At 57.2% G+C, this 16,123-nt stretch carries 19 protein-coding genes and 1 tRNA gene; 10 read left to right on the top strand and 10 right to left on the bottom strand.

From position 1 onward, the window contains the following. Positions 1-294: 294 nt before the first annotated feature. The 3 genes from msrQ to ACR0A1_RS18740 all read right to left on the bottom strand — a co-directional run bounded on the left by msrQ (position 295) and on the right by ACR0A1_RS18740 (position 2,484). Positions 295-909, bottom strand: a complete 615-nt coding sequence (gene msrQ, locus ACR0A1_RS18750; protein ID WP_170425736.1) for a protein-methionine-sulfoxide reductase heme-binding subunit MsrQ — start codon at positions 907-909, stop codon at positions 295-297. Between the two features lie 4 nt (positions 910-913). Beyond that, complete coding sequence (gene msrP / locus ACR0A1_RS18745) at positions 914-1,813, bottom strand: protein-methionine-sulfoxide reductase catalytic subunit MsrP (RefSeq protein ID WP_170425728.1); 900 nt, start codon at positions 1,811-1,813, stop codon at positions 914-916. A gap of 131 nt (positions 1,814-1,944) precedes the next feature. After that, positions 1,945-2,484, bottom strand: a complete 540-nt coding sequence (locus tag ACR0A1_RS18740) for a winged helix-turn-helix transcriptional regulator (protein ID WP_480754663.1) — start codon at positions 2,482-2,484, stop codon at positions 1,945-1,947. 40 nt (positions 2,485-2,524) lie between these two features. Between ACR0A1_RS18740 and ACR0A1_RS18735 the strand changes: the two genes are divergently transcribed. Further along, positions 2,525-2,902 (top strand): VOC family protein, encoded by a 378-nt coding sequence (locus tag ACR0A1_RS18735; protein ID WP_170513857.1) that lies wholly within the window; start codon positions 2,525-2,527, stop codon positions 2,900-2,902. A gap of 72 nt (positions 2,903-2,974) precedes the next feature. Here ACR0A1_RS18735 and clpB read toward each other — a convergent pair whose 3' ends face one another. Further along, a complete protein-coding gene (clpB, locus tag ACR0A1_RS18730) occupies positions 2,975-5,593 on the bottom strand; it encodes an ATP-dependent chaperone ClpB (RefSeq protein ID WP_480868765.1) in 2,619 nt (872 codons plus the stop codon). Positions 5,594-5,720: 127 nt separating this feature from the next. Further along, positions 5,721-6,041, bottom strand: a complete 321-nt coding sequence (locus ACR0A1_RS18725; protein ID WP_170636920.1) for a hypothetical protein — start codon at positions 6,039-6,041, stop codon at positions 5,721-5,723. 141 nt (positions 6,042-6,182) lie between these two features. Here ACR0A1_RS18725 and pyrF point away from each other — a divergent pair, with 141 nt between their 5' ends. Further along, entirely contained in the window at positions 6,183-6,887 is a 705-nt protein-coding gene (gene pyrF, locus ACR0A1_RS18720; RefSeq protein WP_480868763.1) for an orotidine-5'-phosphate decarboxylase, read from the top strand. A 282-nt stretch (positions 6,888-7,169) separates the two neighbouring features. Here the strand turns inward: pyrF and ACR0A1_RS18715 are convergent, their stop codons facing one another. After that, on the bottom strand, positions 7,170-7,568 hold the full coding sequence (locus tag ACR0A1_RS18715) for an NUDIX domain-containing protein (protein WP_480868762.1): 399 nt from the start codon (positions 7,566-7,568) through the stop codon (positions 7,170-7,172). A 91-nt stretch (positions 7,569-7,659) separates the two neighbouring features. Here ACR0A1_RS18715 and ACR0A1_RS18710 point away from each other — a divergent pair, with 91 nt between their 5' ends. Further along, positions 7,660-8,913 carry a DNA polymerase IV gene (locus ACR0A1_RS18710; protein WP_170819142.1) on the top strand — a complete coding sequence of 418 codons (1,254 nt, stop codon included), beginning with the start codon at positions 7,660-7,662 and terminating at the stop codon, positions 8,911-8,913. A gap of 2 nt (positions 8,914-8,915) precedes the next feature. On the opposite strand, the gene ACR0A1_RS18705 is transcribed toward ACR0A1_RS18710, so the two are convergent. Next, entirely contained in the window at positions 8,916-9,788 is an 873-nt protein-coding gene (locus ACR0A1_RS18705; RefSeq protein WP_480754670.1) for an N-formylglutamate amidohydrolase, read from the bottom strand. A 149-nt stretch (positions 9,789-9,937) separates the two neighbouring features. Between ACR0A1_RS18705 and ACR0A1_RS18700 the strand changes: the two genes are divergently transcribed. Beyond that, positions 9,938-10,012: transfer RNA gene (locus ACR0A1_RS18700), tRNA-Val, on the top strand. Positions 10,013-10,104: 92 nt separating this feature from the next. Then, entirely contained in the window at positions 10,105-10,230 is a 126-nt protein-coding gene (ykgO, locus tag ACR0A1_RS18695) for a type B 50S ribosomal protein L36 (protein ID WP_005648635.1), read from the top strand. A 212-nt stretch (positions 10,231-10,442) separates the two neighbouring features. On the opposite strand, the gene ACR0A1_RS18690 is transcribed toward ykgO, so the two are convergent. After that, positions 10,443-10,811 carry a hypothetical protein gene (locus tag ACR0A1_RS18690; protein WP_480754673.1) on the bottom strand — a complete coding sequence of 123 codons (369 nt, stop codon included), beginning with the start codon at positions 10,809-10,811 and terminating at the stop codon, positions 10,443-10,445. Here ACR0A1_RS18690 and ACR0A1_RS18685 point away from each other — a divergent pair. The 5 genes from ACR0A1_RS18685 (at position 10,792) to ACR0A1_RS18665 (ending at position 14,240) form a co-directional block, all read left to right on the top strand. Continuing rightward, a complete protein-coding gene (locus ACR0A1_RS18685; protein WP_480868759.1) occupies positions 10,792-11,313 on the top strand; it encodes a hypothetical protein in 522 nt (173 codons plus the stop codon). The genes ACR0A1_RS18690 and ACR0A1_RS18685 overlap by 20 nt on opposite strands. Positions 11,314-11,333: 20 nt before the next feature. Next, positions 11,334-11,942 (top strand): hypothetical protein, encoded by a 609-nt coding sequence (locus ACR0A1_RS18680; RefSeq protein ID WP_480868758.1) that lies wholly within the window; start codon positions 11,334-11,336, stop codon positions 11,940-11,942. Between the two features lie 95 nt (positions 11,943-12,037). Next, entirely contained in the window at positions 12,038-13,054 is a 1,017-nt protein-coding gene (locus ACR0A1_RS18675; protein ID WP_170398498.1) for a Fe(3+) ABC transporter substrate-binding protein, read from the top strand. Positions 13,055-13,170: 116 nt separating this feature from the next. Next, on the top strand, positions 13,171-13,725 hold the full coding sequence (locus tag ACR0A1_RS18670; protein WP_170513838.1) for a helix-turn-helix domain-containing protein: 555 nt from the start codon (positions 13,171-13,173) through the stop codon (positions 13,723-13,725). After that, complete coding sequence (locus ACR0A1_RS18665) at positions 13,722-14,240, top strand: GNAT family N-acetyltransferase (RefSeq protein ID WP_170398494.1); 519 nt, start codon at positions 13,722-13,724, stop codon at positions 14,238-14,240. Before ACR0A1_RS18670 ends, ACR0A1_RS18665 begins: the two co-directional genes overlap by 4 nt. A 153-nt stretch (positions 14,241-14,393) precedes the next feature. On the opposite strand, the gene ACR0A1_RS18660 is transcribed toward ACR0A1_RS18665, so the two are convergent. Both ACR0A1_RS18660 and ACR0A1_RS18655 read right to left on the bottom strand, forming a co-directional pair. Next, entirely contained in the window at positions 14,394-15,638 is a 1,245-nt protein-coding gene (locus tag ACR0A1_RS18660) for a molybdopterin molybdotransferase MoeA (protein WP_480868756.1), read from the bottom strand. Then, complete coding sequence (locus ACR0A1_RS18655; protein WP_480868754.1) at positions 15,631-16,116, bottom strand: plastocyanin/azurin family copper-binding protein; 486 nt, start codon at positions 16,114-16,116, stop codon at positions 15,631-15,633. Before ACR0A1_RS18655 ends, ACR0A1_RS18660 begins: the two co-directional genes overlap by 8 nt. Positions 16,117-16,123 lie beyond the last annotated feature (7 nt).

The raw sequence follows: 16,123 nt of genomic DNA, 5'->3' as shown, positions 1-16,123 counted from the left end.
CCCAATCAAAAACCTCAGATGCCCCCAGTCTCTCCCGAGCGTCTCCGCAGCTTCCACCGCGTCCCAGCACCTCAGCAGCGCCGGTGAAGGGCGTTCTAAGTATATCGCCCAGAAGCCGCAAGTGGAAAAATCAAGAATATCGCAAAAAAACGCAAAAGCAGAATTTTATATTACTGAAACAAATGGTTACGAAGAGCATCCAGCCATTCAACCCGGAAGTCGCGGACACAGACCATCGCAAATCAGCGCCATGTATATGTTATTCACACTGTTACCCACAGACTCGCCTGCGAGTCAGGCTGAATCGGCTTGCCTAAACCGGATCAGGAATGATGTTACCGGCAGGCGCATGACCAGAAGGCCCAGAATAATCGCCAGGTAGACCAATGGCTCGATCTGAAACCCCTTCGCCAGCATCACATAATGAAGCGCGCCCAGAATTGCTGCTGGATAGACCAGACGATGCAATTTGCGCCAACGAGGCCCCAAACGGCGAACCGCCCAGTTGTTGGACGTGATTGCAAGCGGCAGTAACAGTACAAAGGCAGCCATGCCCACGGTGATATAGGGCCGCTTGATAATGTCCGCCCAGATTTGGCTGGGAATCTGAACATCCAGAACCAGCCAGATCAACAGGTGCAATGCGACATAGGAAAATGTCAGTACACCTATCGCGCGGCGGAACTTCATCAGATTTAGGCCAGCGAAGCGACGCAAGGGCGAAATCGCGAGACCCAAAATCAGAAGCTGCAGCGCCAGTTCGCCAAACTCGTGCTCGAGCGCCTCGATCGGCTCGACCCCGAGACCACCGGTCATGCCCTGATAAAACAACCAGGGCGCAGGCAGCGCGCCCAGCAGATAAACAGCCCAATTGGGAAGCCGTCGCAAGAGGTCGTTGAGCCGCCGCATCATCTCAGTAGTTCTTCGCCAGATCCATGCCTTCGTAAAGGCTGGCGACCTCATCTTCATATCCGTTGAACATCAGCGTCGGGATTCGCTTGGCAAACAGACCTCCGCCGATTTGACGTTCCGAAGCCTGCGACCAGCGGGGGTGATCCACATTGGGGTTCACATTGCTGTAGAACCCATATTCCCTAGGACCTGCCATGTTCCAACTTGTCGGAGGCTGGGTATCCGTCAGGGTAATCCGCACGATCGATTTGATCGATTTGAAGCCGTATTTCCACGGTACCACCAATCGCAAAGGCGCGCCGTTCTGGTTCGGGATGTCCCTGCCGTAGATCCCAGTAGCCATAATGGTCAGCGGATGCATCGCCTCATCCAAACGCAGCCCTTCGCGATATGGCCAGTCTAGTACCGGATACGCGACACCCGGCATCTCATCGGGACGATAGGCGGTCTCAAACGCCACGTATTTCGCGCCGTCCTGAACACCAGCCATGCCGAGTAGATCTGCCAGTTCAAACCCGTTCCATGGTATCACCATCGACCAGGCCTCAACACAGCGGAACCGATAGATTCGCTCCTCAATAGTCATTTCAGACATGATGTCGTTGAAATCATAATCACCAGGGCGGTCGACCAGACCGTCGATGGTGACACTCCAGGGCTCGGTCACCAGTGTGTGTGCATATTTCGCCGGATCATCCTTGCGAGTCCCGAACTCATAATAATTGTTGTAGGAAGTAATCTCTTCCCATGTATTCGGTTCAAGCGCCTCGGCCGCCGCTGGCCGCGCCAGACCCGCCAGCCCGACACCCGCCAAACCGGCCATGACCTGTCGCCGGTTCAGAAACGCCGCCCTTGGGGTGACGTCCGCATGCGTCAGTTTGTTGGTCCAGCGATGCGCCATTTGGTTCTCCGTTATCCATTAACCTCGAAACTGAGGTAAGGTCTGATAGCACAGAGCCAAGGAAACAGGCGTCACGATTGAGCGAACAGATTGTAACGAAAATTAGGTACGCTTGGGCGCGAGGATAACGGTCACCCGATGTTCAAGCCGACAACACGGTTTATTTCGCACCCAAGATTGACCGCCTGATAGGTCGGAAAGGGCAGCCGGGCCGAAGTTTCGATATCGCGCCGAACCCAGTCCTGCTCCTCTAATTGCTTGAGCGAGGATGACAATGCGCGATCAGTGATCACCTGAAGATCCGACCTGAGCCTTGAAAAGCGCCGCGGTTGGCGCGTCAGCGCCAGAATAGGAACCGTCCAGCTGCGGCGCAGTAGCTTCAATTCAGTATCATCCGGCACCAAGGCCATGATTTCTGCCGCTACTGCCGCCGCCTGAACCCCAGCTTTGGTCAAACGGAACTCAGGTCTTAAAGGGTGGCCGTGGCCCGGATTCCGTTCAAGCAAGCCAAGGCTTGCCAGATGCTCCAGACTTGCCGCAAACGCCGTCCGACTTGCCCCCGTCGCGGCGAGCAACGGGGCCTGCCTGCCCGGAACCCCCTGGTGTAGCTGCGCAAGAATGTTCAGCGACCAGGCCCGAGAGGTGAGCTTGACAAGTGCCTTAATGTCCATAAAGTATAGTTACTTTATTTTAGGACAAAAGGAAAGTTCCATGGCCCTCGTTTCCTTAGAAAACACCATCACTCTTGCCATTTCGGTCAAAGATCGCCACGCCAGTGCGCGCTGGTATAATGACAAGCTCGGGTTTGAGTTGATCCATCATATTGATGAGGCGGGTTGGAGCGAGATGCTCACCAAAACCGAAGGCGTGACCCTTGGTTTGGGCGAGCAGGCAGAACCAGCGCCCGGAAACTCCGTTCCGGTCTTTGGTGTTGCTGATATCGCAAGCGCACGCGATGCTTTGGAAGGGGCTGGAGTTCGGTTTGACGGCGAAACCGAGACGATTGAGGGGATGGTCAGCACTGCCACATTTTACGACCCGGACGGCAACGCAATGATGCTGGCGCAGGATCTGACCGGGCAGGTCTGAACGCTCTTAGTCGCAATATAAGCCACCAAAAAAAGACCCGCCTGGATGGCGGGTCTCTTCATTACCTGAGATTTAATGCACGACTGCATCATCCGGGCGCGGACGCTCGGACGTTCCCAGCCGGTCGCCGATGATCAAACCATCGGTTCCGGCGGTCACCGGAACGGTCTCACCATCCTTTATCTCACCGGCCAGCAGTGCCTCGGCCAGCGGGTTCTGCAAGGCACGTTGGATCACGCGTTTCAGCGGGCGGGCACCGAAGACCGGATCATAGCCTTCATTGGCCAGCCATTCCTTCGCGCCATCATCCAGTGCCAGCTCGATCTTGCGGGCGGCCAGACGTTTCTGCAGGCGCGCCATCTGGATATCGACGATGCCATCCATATCGGCCCGTTTGAGCCGGTCAAAGATGATGGTCTCATCCAAACGGTTCAGGAATTCAGGCCGGAAATGCGCCCGGACCGCATCCATCACGTCGCGCCGCGCCTGCGCGCTGTCCGCTCCTTCGGGCAACTGGCTGAGTGCCTGAGACCCAAGGTTCGACGTCAGGATGATCAGCGTCTGCTTGAAGTCGACGGTACGACCCTGACCATCGGTCAGGACGCCATCGTCCAGGACCTGCAGCAGCACGTTGAACACATCCGGGTGTGCCTTTTCGACCTCGTCAAACAGCACGACCTGATAGGGTCTGCGCCGCACGGCTTCGGTCAGCACACCACCTTCGTCATAGCCGACATAGCCCGGAGGGGCACCGATCAGACGGGCGACCGCGTGTTTCTCCATGAACTCGGACATGTCGATGCGCACCATCGCGTTGTCGTCGTCGAACAGGAAGTTCGCCACGGCCTTGGTCAGCTCGGTCTTGCCCACGCCGGTCGGGCCGAGGAACAGGAACGAGCCCAGCGGGCGCCCTTCGTCGTTCAGACCGGCACGCGCACGGCGCACGGCGTTGGCAACGGCAGTGACCGCCGCATCCTGACCGATCACGCGGGAATGCAGATCGTCTTCCATCCGCAGCAGTTTCTCACGCTCGCCTTCCAGCATTTTCGAGGTCGGGATACCGGTCCAGCGTTCGACCACCGACGCAATCTGTTCTGGGCGCACCGTTTCCTCGGCCATCATGGCGTTGCTTTCGGCGTTTTCGGCCTCGGTCAGCTTTTTCTCAAGCTCGGGGATGACGCCATAGGACAGCTCACCCGCTTTGGCGAGGTTGCCTTCGCGCTTGGCGATCTCCAGATCAGCGCGCGCCTTGTCGAGCTGTTCTTTCAGATCGCGCGCTCCGGCAAGCTTGTCACGTTCGGCCTGCCACTGGGCGGTCATCTCGGCGGATTTCTCCTGCAGATCGGCAAGGTCCTTTTGCAAGGTTTCCAGACGATCTTTTGATGCCGCATCATCCTCAAGCTTCAGCGCCTCTTCCTCGATCTGCATCTGCAGGATCTGACGATCCAGTTGATCGAGTTCCTCGGGTTTGGAATCCACCTCCATCCGCAAACGCGACGCCGCTTCATCGACAAGGTCTATGGCTTTGTCAGGCAGGAAGCGGTCGGTGATGTAGCGATGCGACAGGGTCGCCGCCGACACGAGCGCTGAGTCCGAGATGCGCACACCGTGGTGCAGCTCGTACTTTTCCTTGATACCGCGAAGGATGCTGATCGTGTCCTCAACTGTCGGCTCAGTGACCATCACCGGCTGGAACCGGCGGGCGAGGGCTGCGTCTTTCTCGACGTATTTGCGGTACTCATCCAGCGTCGTCGCGCCGATACAATGCAACTCACCCCGGGCAAGCGCAGGCTTGATCAGGTTGGCGGCATCCATCGCACCGTCGGATTTACCTGCACCTACCAGCGTGTGCATCTCGTCGATGAACAGTATGATCTCACCGGCGGCTTCGGTCACTTCGGTCAGAACAGCCTTCAGTCGTTCTTCGAACTCACCGCGATATTTAGCGCCGGCGATCAGCGCACCCATGTCGAGCGCGAGAAGCTTCTTGTCCTTCAATGATTCCGGCACATCACCATTGACGATGCGCAGGGCCATGCCCTCGGCAATCGCGGTCTTACCGACGCCGGGTTCACCAATCAGTACCGGATTGTTCTTGGTGCGGCGCGACAGAACCTGCATCGAACGGCGGATTTCCTCATCCCGCCCGATGATCGGGTCGATCTTGCCTTCGGCCGCAGCCTCGGTCAGGTCGCGCGCATATTTCTTAAGCGCATCGTAGCCTTCTTCCGCCGATGCGGTGTCAGCAGTGCGGCCCTTGCGGATATCGTTGATCGCTTCGTTCAGTTTCTGGGCCGATACAGCACCGGCCTCCAAAGCCTCTTTGGCTTTGGATTTCACCATACACAGCGCCATCAGAACGCGTTCGACCGGCACAAAGCTGTCGCCCGCCTTGGTGGCGAGCTTCTCTGCCTCGTCCAAAACCTTGGCGGTCTGGCCGTCCATATAGATCTGGCTGGCGTCGCCGCTGACCTTCGGGATTTTGCCCATGGCCGCGTCCAACGCCTCAACCACGCGGTTCGGTGCGCCGCCAGCGCGTGTGATCAGGTTGCTGGCCAGCCCCTGATCGTCGTCCATCAATGCTTTCAAGATATGTGTGGGCTCCAGCCTTTGGTGCCCCTCGCGCAGCGCAATGGTCTGAGCGGCTTGCACGAAACCCCGTGCCCGCTCGGTGAACTTGTTCAAGTCCATAGCATTCTCCTTTTCTTAAGCGCCCCGTATTGATGCGCCCGCTTGGCGGCACGCGTCGGTCTGGGCCTCACATTCAATTTGGGAAATGTCTTTTCCCATTCAAGAGGCTAGAGCATATAAAACGGCGTCATCCGCGCGGAATCGAGTAGACGGAATAACCGCCAGTTTCTCCCATCAATTCAGCGTTGTACATTTCGACCAAAGACTGCTCGGCACTGCTGCCTGTAGGGCATGAAACCAGATCTGCTGTATGATCGAGGAAGTTGCCGGTATAGGCTGTTTCCCCGGTCAATTGACACCAGTCGTCTTCCGATCGGTACCCACGCACTAACAGAAGATTGTCATTGGTTGGAGCCGGCGCGACACCGGTTTCGGGCGGATCGCTTTGAGGCGCGTCTTCGCATGCGGCCAACATCAGTGCCACGCCAAGTACTATTACCTTTTTCATCATTTCTATCCCTGTTCTGAACGTCGGCACTTTAGCACATTGCGCAAAATAGTGAGTGATCTGCGTCACCTCGGGCTTCACACATGGACAGATCGCCCTGAACCCGTTAGGACGCAAACGTTTGCCAAAAAGGAGCGCCCCATGTCCGATGACCGCCTTATCGTAGCCCTCGACGTCCCAAACGCCCTGCAGGGTCTAGCCATGGCCGAGCGGCTGGGCGACTCGGTTTCGTTCTATAAGATCGGGCTGGGTATGTTGACTGGCGGCGGTCTGGCGTTGGCCAACGAGTTGAAACAGGATCACGGAAAGCGCATTTTCTTGGACATGAAGCTGTTCGATATCGGCAACACTGTAGAAAATGCAGTGCGTGGGTTGGCTCAGTTCGATCTGGACTTCTTGACGGTGCATGGTGATCCGCATGTCGTACGCGCCGCAAAGGAGGGCGCTGCAGGCAAGCACATGAAAATTCTGGCGGTAACCGTCCTAACATCACTGAACAGGGACGATCTGGATGCAAGCCTTCTGAAAGCGGGTGACGTGCAGGACCTCGTTGTAGAACGCGCGGCCAAGGCTTTCGAGGCCGGAGCTGATGGCGTAATCGCCAGCCCTCAGGAAGCCGCGCTAATCCGCGCCCTGCCCCAATCCGAAAGTCGTTTGATTGTAACCCCTGGGGTACGCCCTGCTGGTGCAGCTTTGGGCGACCAAAAGCGGGTCGCAACCCCGGCCAGTGCAATCGGCGATGGGGCCGATCATATCGTCGTGGGCCGCCCGATTTATCAGGCGGATGACCCCAAAGCCGCCGCACAAGCAGTTTTGAGCGAGTTAAATTCATTGACTCACCATTAGGCGAAAAGCCAAAAATTGCGGAAGGAACGGTGCTCAAGCAATTGACGTTAGGTCAATTTTTTGCGCCGCCGCGCCAAATCGTCCCTGTGCCCGAAAACACACATGAAAAACATGAGTTTTATGGCGTTCGGCTTGTGGCTATCGAAAAACGCCATTTTCGGCGATTCTACACACAAGACACTCCCCAACGGGCCATCTCTTCCTGAGGCTCGTTACCTCCCCCCGCAGGCGCGGGGGGTTTTCTTTCGAAGTCCCGATCAAAGCTGCGCCGTTAAGTCCCGTTCAAAGCTGCACCGTTTCCGACAAATAATCCCGAAGGCGATCTGCAAAATTTGGAATGGCCAACGGATTCGACAGATAATCCCGCGGACAAATCAGCCTCCACCCGTGCCCTTCGTCTCCAAAACGGATCAGGCCAACATCTTCCGGCGGGCGCAGGGCGACGTAGAACCAGCTTTGACCATATTGCCGTGACCAGACAAGATCGGTTGCGCACAGGCGCAGTCCAACCTCTTCATCTGTTTCACGCAACGCGCATTCGATCGGTGTTTCGCCTGGCTCTTTCCCGCCGCCTGGAAAATCGAGATGCCCTGGAAACGGAATATCTGATCGATCATCTCTTAGAATGACCAGCAGCTTGTGCCCCAGAAACAACGCTATTTTTGCCCGGGCGAAGTCCATCGGTCCTCTTTTTATCCTAATCCATTCGCGATACCTTTTAACCTATCGAATGTCTTGACCAATCCGCCGCTGGCCGGAAAGAAACTACATCATGCCCGCCATCTGTCGCGACTGCCTGAAGGAAACTAAGCAAGGGCCGCGCTGCCCAACTTGCAGCAGCCCGAGGGTCAAATCGCACCCAGAGCTGTTTGACCTGACGATCGCGCATATGGATTGCGATGCTTTTTATGCTTCGGTCGAAAAGCGCGACAATCCCGAACTTGTCGACAAGCCTGTGATCATTGGCGGCGGCAAGCGCGGGGTGGTTTCGACTGCCTGTTACGTGGCCCGCGTTCGCGGGGTACGTTCAGCCATGCCAATGTTCAAGGCGCTTCAACTATGCCCCGAAGCGGTGGTGATCAAACCGCGTATGTCGGTCTATGCCAGCGTCTCGCGCGAGATACGCACCATGATGGACGAGTTGACACCTGATGTTGAACCGCTGTCGCTGGATGAGGCGTTCATGGACCTATCCGGCACCGAGCGGCTGCATGGTGCACCGCCAGCGGTCATGCTTGCGCGTCTGGTCAAGAGGATGAAAGATGAGCTGGGCCTGACGGGATCGATTGGCTTGAGCCATAACAAGTTTCTGGCCAAGGTGGCCTCGGATCTCGACAAGCCTCGGGGTTTTTCAGTGATCGGCAAGGCCGAGACGGCTGATTTCCTGCATGACCGGCCGGTGCGATTAATCTGGGGAATTGGTCCGGCGGCGCAGGAATCTCTGGATCGCGCGGGGATTCGCACATTTGCTGATCTTCTGCGCTGGGATCAGGAGGCGCTGACCGCGCGGTTCGGATCAATGGGCTACCGTCTGTGGCATCTGGCGCGAGGGCAGGACAAACGGCGCGTATCGGCCCATGAGCCGATGAAGTCGATCAGCAATGAGACCACTTTTTTCGAGGATACCGCCAGTCTTGAAATTCTGGACGGGCATCTGTGGCGTATGTCTGAAAAGGTAGCCGACCGGGCCAAAGCCAAGGGATTGGCTGGGCGAGTGGTGACGCTGAAGCTGAAACAGGCCAACCACAAGATCATCACCCGGCGGATATCGCTACGCGATGCGACTCAGATAGCGGATCGGATTTATCGCACCGCTCGTGGGCTATTTGATCAGGTTGGCGATCAGGGTCCCTATCGCCTTTTGGGATGCGGCCTGTCTGACCTGTGCTCAGAGGATCAGGCCGATATCTCGGGCGACCTTCTGGATCCCGGTGCAGAACGCCGATCACAGGCCGAACGTGCGACGGACGAAATCCGGCGCCGTTTCGGCAGTGATGCAATCGTAAAAGGTCGTGCGCTGCGCTAGGTCTATTCGGCGGCAAGTGACATTGGATCGGACCCGATACTGGTGATCTGCGCGGTGACCTGCCGCAACACATCACGCAACGCCTCAAAGTTGCCGTTCGGCTCGATCGTTTCCTCGTTCATATAAAGTGAACGATCGATCTCGATTTGAACCGCATGCTGATGGCGGGCAGGTCGACCATAGGTCTGGGTGACGTAGGCCCCTGCAAAAGGCGTGTTGCGCGCCACATTCAGACCCGCGTCGGCAAAAGCGGCCTCGATCTGATCAACGATCACACCGGAAGCGGCCGCACCGAACCGATCGCCCAAAACGATTTCCGGTCGGGCCCGGCGCGAGCCGCCGGCCAGCGCCACCGCCTCGTGCGGCATCGAGTGGCAATCAATCAGAATGGCCTGCCCAAACATCTGATGCGATTCCGCCAGCAGAGATTTCAGGCGAGTATGGTATGGACGCCAATAGGTATCGATCCGCAGACGCGCCTCATCCATCGTCAGCTTGCCGCTGTAGATCGCCCTGCCGTTGGCGACCACGCGTGGAATCACCCCGAGGCCCGAAGTAACCCGCGGATTATGTCCGTGACGACGCGCACCCTGTATCAAAGCGGGGTCCAATTCATCCGAATTGCGATTCAGGTCCAGATAGGCGCGCGGCATGGCCGCGGCGAGCAGCGGTGCACCGAATTCAGCGACTGAAGAAAAAAGCTGATCGACATACGCATCCTCGGAGGACCGAATCATATTGCGGTTCAAAACAGACCGCTTCAATAAAGACTCGGGATAGGTCCGACCGCTATGGGGCGAGGCAAATACCACGCAGGACGTACGCGTTGCGGGCATATCCAGAATATAGGCTGCATTGGTGGCGGCGTCGGGCATGGGCTCTCCGTTGTTCGCACTCAACATAGACCGTAAAATAGTTCTGCCAAACCCCTTGATCCCCCCAACGACTCCTTTTATAGACCCCGCTACCGGCGCGGGGTTCCGCGCCCCATTTCGTTATGGGGCAGGTCACGCAACGGTTTCATGGGCGGTTAGCTCAGCGGTAGAGCACTTCGTTGACATCGAAGGGGTCACAAGTTCGATCCTTGTACCGCCCACCATGAATTCATTGCTCTGGTCTTTCCGGGGCACCCGATTAACCCAGGCGCTGGCCACGTCTTTGATGAAGGCGCCGCAGATTGGAGACAGACCCATGAAGGTCAAGAACTCGCTCCGCTCGCTCAAAAACCGGCACCGTGATTGCCGGGTTGTGCGTCGCAAAGGCCGCGTCTACGTGATCAACAAGACGCAGCGCAAGTTCAAAGCTCGCCAGGGCTAAGGGCTGCACGAACCTAATTAAAAAACCGCGCTTTCGGGCGCGGTTTTTTTATGCCCTGCTTCTAGCGCCCTTTCGTGTCGGCGGAAGTGCCGGAAATCGCTCCGAAAGTCCCGCTCTGAGATTTAGTATTGTTATGAGACGGTCTCGTGCTCCGCTTTCTCTGTTTTTTATGACGGGAGGTTGGGTTGGCCAACGATGATCTGGATACGATATTAGGAACAACCCTGACCGAGATGGTGGCCGATATAGGCCGAAGCGTGGCCCAAGCCGCCGAACAGCTTAGCCTGGATCAGTTGAACGCGCTGAAGAACTATCCTCAGGAACTGCGCGAGATGGGCATTCCGCCAGTCTTTTACCACATGCAGGATGTCGATGTAGAATTGAAGGTCGTCATGGAGATGACCAGCACCACAGAAGAAGGCAAACGCGGGATCATTGGCGCGTTTCTGTGTGGGCCAAAACTGACGCAGACAGATACGCTCGATGCCAGCAGCGCGTCGACCATGCGGATGCGGTTCGCGCCGGGATCGGTGGATGAAGGTGGTCCTGGTGGAGGGGTCGATGGCGACAAAAAAGGACAAGACCCCCAAAAAACAGCCTATAGATGTGCGCGTCACCGAACTGCTCGAGGCCTTCACCACACTGCTTCAGTCATTGGAAAACCGCCTGACCGCGCTGGAGGCGCGCGAGGTCGTGTTGCTGGAGACGATCCAGGACCTGCAAGACCAGATCGACGATCTGGAAGAAGGAGGCAGTGGCATGCTGATGGGCTCGGGTTCTCCGGTGGTGAACCCAATGGCCGGAGGCCAGAGCGGAATGGAGGTTGAAGACAAAGATACGCAGATCGTGGATGCGCAGGTTTTTTCGCAGGCCCTGGGCGAACAGATCCTTGCAGGATCCGACGGCAGCGACGATTTCGCCATCGACAATGTCCAGGTCGAAGCCTTTGTTGGGCTTGGTCGGGATGGCGACAAAGCCCAGTTCGCTACAAACGCGAAGAAACAGGCGGTCAGCCAGAACGCAGCGAAGGTGTCGTTCTCGGTCAAAAGACGGTCCGCAACGAAGATTATTGATAGAGACTGAATTCACAAAGGAGATTGGAAATGAGTATCGGGCAGGAACTGCTAAACGTCCCTTTCGCGGAAATGGTTCAGAAACTGGCGATTTCCGTGGCAGAGTCGCAAACTGAATTGGATAGACATTCGACTGATATCGCCAAATACATGGCGGATCAGAAGATCCAGCTTCCCGACCTATCCAACCCCGATGGTCCCCCAAAGGAATTCAGCCTCGTGTCGATGGGTTTCCTGCCCGCGTTCTATGCGGTGCAAGAGGCCGAGATCGAGGTAAAGATGGCGATCTCGATGACCAAACAGACCGAGAAATCAGGCAGCGCATCGGTCAAAGGTGGCTGGGGACCCGTGGCGGCGCAGGTCAACGCAAGTTATTCCTCGCGCTATGCCTATAATCAGGAAGGCGCAAGCAGGCTGTCAATCAAACTGGCCCCAGCCGATCCGCCGGTCATGCTGCAGAAATACATGGAAGCGGTAACTCAGGCGATGCTGACAAAGAATCGGTGCTCAGCGACGATCCGGATCCCGAGCCGGCACCGTCCCCCGTCCCACCGCAACCCGAAAGAAAACAAAGTAGGCGGCGTCAATCCTGAAGGGGCCGTCCGGCAAGGTAAGTTCAGCAACGTTTTGACCAACTAATTTTGTCGGATTTCCTTGCATCCCACCGAGAATCGTTTAATTGACCAAATCAGTCGGGTTAATTCCCGTCACGATTTTCAATGTTGGGACAAATGATGCTGAAATCCTCTACCTGCTTTGCCGCCACCCTGACGGCCCTGATCGCCACCTCTGCCGCAGCCGAGGGCGAGCTGAACCTGTATTCCTCGCGCCACTACGACACCGACGAACGCCTGTATTCCGACTTCGAAGAGGCCACCGGCATCACCATCAACCGCATCGAAGGCAAGGCCGACGAACTGATCGCACGGATGAAAGCAGAAGGCGCGAATTCGCCCGCTGATGTCCTGCTGACGGTCGACAGCTCGCGCCTGGCCCGTGCCAAGAGCGAAGGCATCCTGCAGCCGGTCGAGAGCGCAATATTAGAGGAGCGTATTCCGGCAAACCTTCAGGACGAAGACAATCAGTGGTACGGCTTTTCTCAGCGCGCACGGATCATCTTCTTTGACAAGGCTGATGTCGCCAACCCACCCGCAACCTATCTGGATCTGGCAAAACCGGAGTATAAAGGGCAGATCTGCATTCGCTCGTCCGGCAATATCTATAACCAGACACTTTTGTCATCGATCATTGCAAATCACGGCGCGGAAGAAGCCAGGAAATGGGCTGAAGGTGTCGCCGCCAACATGGCACGCGAACCTCAGGGCGGTGACACAGACCAGCTGCGCGGCATCGTGTCAGGCGAGTGCGAGATTGCGGTTGCCAACACATACTATATGGCCCGCGCTATGCGCAAAGACGTCAAGGGTCTAAGCGCGGATATCGAGATGATCGGCGTGCAGTTCCCGGCACAGGACGCCGAAGGTGCACATATGAACCTGTCGGGTGCGGGTGTTGCAGCAAACGCGCCGAACAAAGAAAACGCGATTAAGTTCCTTGAGTATCTCGCAAGCGATCAGGCGCAGGTCTACTTCTCGAACGGAAACGATGAATACCCCGCTGTCGAAGGCGTTGCGCTGGCTGAGAACGTGGCCGCTCTGGGGGAGTTCAAAGCAGATGAGGTGAACCTCTCAGAGGCCGCCAAAAACATCCCCGAGGCACAGAAAATCTATAACGAAGTTGGCTGGAAGTAATCCAGTCCGATACCCGAGCAGCAAAAGGGCGCAGGTTTCTGCGCCCTTTTTCTATTGTGTTTGAAGTAAAGTATGGCAATAATCCCATATTCGTAACTGATTCCCATATGTGAGCCATGCTCGACACACTATCAAACCGCCTCGCTAAGCGTCTGAACGAGCTGCGCCAGGGTCATGGCTGGTCGCTTGAGCAGCTGGCAGACCAAAGTGGGATCAGCCGGGCGACACTGTCGCGAATGGAAAACGGTGATGTCAGCCCTACCGCTGAAACGCTTGGCCGTTTATGCGCGGCATACGGCCTGCCCATGTCACGCCTGCTGATGATGGTCGAAGACAGTTTCGATCCCAAAGTACCTTTCGAGAAGCAGCCTGAATGGCATGACCCCGAAAGCGGGTTTACCCGCCGTTCGGTTTCACCACCGGCGACTGGCCTCAGCGGGGAAGTAATGGAAGGTCATTTGCCCCCAGGTACTGTCATCACCTACGATACTCCGCCCAAGCCGGGACAGGAGCACCACCTGATCCTACTTGATGGAGGGCTAACGTTGACAGTGGACGGGATTGCCCATGCGCTCAGCGGCGGCGACTGCCTTCGCTATCACCTGTCGGGGCCAACGCAGTTCGAAACCGGACCCAAACGCGGTGCGCGCTATCTGTTGGTGCTGATATGATTACGCGATTGCCACAGGAATATTTCGACGAAGCGCTTGAGGATCTGACCGATATCCTGCACCGCTGTGTCCATACCGGTGCCAGTATCGGGTTCATCCTTCCTTTTTCGCGAGACGATGCCCGCGCCTATTGGCGGGACAGGGTGCAGCCCGAACTCCGCGCGGAGACACTCGATCTGTTTGTCGCATATGGTGACGGACGCATTCTGGGCACGGTGCAACTGATCCCCGCCGCAATGCCAAACCAGCCGCATCGCGCGGATGTGGCAAAGCTGCTGGTTCATCCGCAGGCTCGCCGTCGCGGTTTGGGTCGGTCGCTGATGGAGGCACTGCATGAACGTGCTCAGGAATTGAAACGCACGATGCTGGTGCTGGACACCCGTAGCAGCGATCCTTCACGCTTGCTGTATCAGTCGATGGGTTTTCAGATTGCCGGAGAGATCCCGAACTATTGCCGAAACCCGTTTGAGGATCGGCTGGAGCCGACCACTTACATGTTCAAGGACGTCACCTAGCTGCCCGTCGCGCGCACATTCGCGACAGAGCATTCGGCGATCCCCGAAGGTCCCGACATAGGTCGGCACCAATGGCCTAAAGCCGCGCGCCATCGACAGCAAAGGGCGCTCGTTGACCAAAGAATTTGATACCTCAAGCGCATCGGGATCCATCTAGAATCGAAGGAAATCCAGAGCTTCTCCGGCTGGCAGCTTCTCAGTTTCTGCCGGAATAATTGCCAGACCATCGGCCTGTGCAAGAAGGGCAACGCGCCCGCTGTAAGACTCGGCCATCAGGCGCAATCGCGGTGCGCCATTCGGTGTACATCCGTCGATGCTTACCGGGCGGTACTCACGCCGCCCCGCGCGGCGTTGAATAGGTTCTGCCAAAACCGCCTGCTCGGGGGTGCGTTCGTTCCGATGCAGACCGGCACGGCGTTCCATCATCCGCGCACCAATGATCTGCCACGTCACAAAAGCCGAAACCGGATTTCCCGGCAGGCCCACATAAAGCGCATCACCCCGACAACCGAACATGATCGGCTTGCCGGGTTTCATCGCCACTTTCATCACCTCGGTTTCGCCACCGATTTCACTGAACAGGCGCGGCATGTGGTCTTCGTCCCCGACCGAAACACCGCCCGTGGTGATGATCAGGTCCGAGCTATTACAGGCATCCCTCAAGACCTGCTTCAGCAGCACCGGATCATCTTCGACCGGGCCTCGGTCGGCTAGTTCGATCCAGGGTTTATCCAGCAAAGCCAAAAGCATGTACCGGTTCGAGTTGTAGATCTGTCCGGGGCCAAGCGCTTCACCCGGCTGGCGCAGCTCGCTACCGGTCGAGAAGATCGTGACCTTGAGCTTGCGATAAACCTTCACCTCGCCATAACCAGCCGAGGCCAACGCGGCGGCCTCACGCGCAGTAATTTCACACCCGCGCCGCAGGATCGGGGCACCAGCTTTCAAATCCTCGCCCGCGCGACGGATATGCTGACCGGATTTTGGACGGCGGTTGAACCGGATGCGATCGGACTGTAACTCACAGTCTTCCTGCATTAATACCGCATCGAACTCGGACGGCACCGGCGCTCCTGTGAATATACGCAAGGCACTGCCATCCGGCGCATCGTGTGCGCCGCTATCACCGGCGGCTATGCGCCCGCCAACTAGCAGTTCGAACACAGGCCCCTCGCCCAGATCGGCGCTGCGAACGGCATAGCCGTCCATGGCCGAGTTATCGAAGGCGGGCATGTCTACATTGCTAGCGCAATCCTCGGCCAATATCCGGCCAATGGCCTGCACCAGCGGCAGTGTTTCGATATCCGTGATGGGGTTGGCCACGGACAAACCGCGCCTCAGGGCGTCATCTACGGTCAGGTACATATGAGCATGGTGGTCGCAGGCACATCCATCAGCCATTTTGGGCCTCCATATACGCAAAGAGCTCTTCGAAACCGACCCGCTCGGCCTCTCCAAGTTTAAATAGATAGGCCTTGGCTTCTTCGAGATTCGAGCTTGGATCACCAACTACCAGCAGCATGACCATTCCGTGACGCCCATGAACGCGGCAACGGATGCCGTAGACTCCCTCTTTCTCGAAAGTCAGATCCAGTTCGGGTTTGCCCCGAATCTCGAAGACGCGCGCGCCCACGGGTATCATTCGAGGAATGGCAGTGACCGTGTGCCGCCCGGTCGAGCCTTTGAAACGCACAGTCGCCCCAGCTGGAACCTGCAGGAATTTGGGTTCGAACCGAAATGCATGCGCCGGAGTGTCGGCGTTCAGGTCGATGACCTGATGAACTACGGCAACCTCGGGGATCTCCTCGGCCAGTGCGACACTACCAAAAGCCATTGCCCCCGTTAAAATCGCCGCGCCTAGTTTCAGCGAAATCGCCATCTATCCC

Source organism: Ruegeria sp. D6, from assembly GCF_056534365.1.
The sequence above is the reverse complement of the archived record's forward strand: the minus strand, read 5'-3'. Positions and strand labels throughout refer to the sequence as shown.

Excerpts from the sequence above, each read along its gene's own strand:
- msrQ (WP_170425736.1), bottom strand. The coding sequence starts at position 909 with ATGCGGCGGCTCAACGACCTCTTGCGACGGCTTCCCAATTGGGCTGTT.
- msrP (WP_170425728.1), bottom strand. The coding sequence starts at position 1,813 with ATGGCGCATCGCTGGACCAACAAACTGACGCATGCGGACGTCACCCCA.
- ACR0A1_RS18740 (WP_480754663.1), bottom strand. The coding sequence starts at position 2,484 with ATGGACATTAAGGCACTTGTCAAGCTCACCTCTCGGGCCTGGTCGCTG.
- ACR0A1_RS18735 (WP_170513857.1), top strand. The coding sequence starts at position 2,525 with ATGGCCCTCGTTTCCTTAGAAAACACCATCACTCTTGCCATTTCGGTC.
- clpB (WP_480868765.1), bottom strand. The coding sequence starts at position 5,593 with ATGGACTTGAACAAGTTCACCGAGCGGGCACGGGGTTTCGTGCAAGCC.
- ACR0A1_RS18725 (WP_170636920.1), bottom strand. The coding sequence starts at position 6,041 with ATGAAAAAGGTAATAGTACTTGGCGTGGCACTGATGTTGGCCGCATGC.
- pyrF (WP_480868763.1), top strand. The coding sequence starts at position 6,183 with ATGTCCGATGACCGCCTTATCGTAGCCCTCGACGTCCCAAACGCCCTG.
- ACR0A1_RS18715 (WP_480868762.1), bottom strand. The coding sequence starts at position 7,568 with ATGGACTTCGCCCGGGCAAAAATAGCGTTGTTTCTGGGGCACAAGCTG.
- ACR0A1_RS18710 (WP_170819142.1), top strand. The coding sequence starts at position 7,660 with ATGCCCGCCATCTGTCGCGACTGCCTGAAGGAAACTAAGCAAGGGCCG.
- ACR0A1_RS18705 (WP_480754670.1), bottom strand. The coding sequence starts at position 9,788 with ATGCCCGACGCCGCCACCAATGCAGCCTATATTCTGGATATGCCCGCA.
- ykgO (WP_005648635.1), top strand. The coding sequence starts at position 10,105 with ATGAAGGTCAAGAACTCGCTCCGCTCGCTCAAAAACCGGCACCGTGAT.
- ACR0A1_RS18685 (WP_480868759.1), top strand. The coding sequence starts at position 10,792 with ATGGCGACAAAAAAGGACAAGACCCCCAAAAAACAGCCTATAGATGTG.
- ACR0A1_RS18680 (WP_480868758.1), top strand. The coding sequence starts at position 11,334 with ATGAGTATCGGGCAGGAACTGCTAAACGTCCCTTTCGCGGAAATGGTT.
- ACR0A1_RS18675 (WP_170398498.1), top strand. The coding sequence starts at position 12,038 with ATGCTGAAATCCTCTACCTGCTTTGCCGCCACCCTGACGGCCCTGATC.
- ACR0A1_RS18670 (WP_170513838.1), top strand. The coding sequence starts at position 13,171 with ATGCTCGACACACTATCAAACCGCCTCGCTAAGCGTCTGAACGAGCTG.
- ACR0A1_RS18665 (WP_170398494.1), top strand. The coding sequence starts at position 13,722 with ATGATTACGCGATTGCCACAGGAATATTTCGACGAAGCGCTTGAGGAT.
- ACR0A1_RS18660 (WP_480868756.1), bottom strand. The coding sequence starts at position 15,638 with ATGGCTGATGGATGTGCCTGCGACCACCATGCTCATATGTACCTGACC.
- ACR0A1_RS18655 (WP_480868754.1), bottom strand. The coding sequence starts at position 16,116 with ATGGCGATTTCGCTGAAACTAGGCGCGGCGATTTTAACGGGGGCAATG.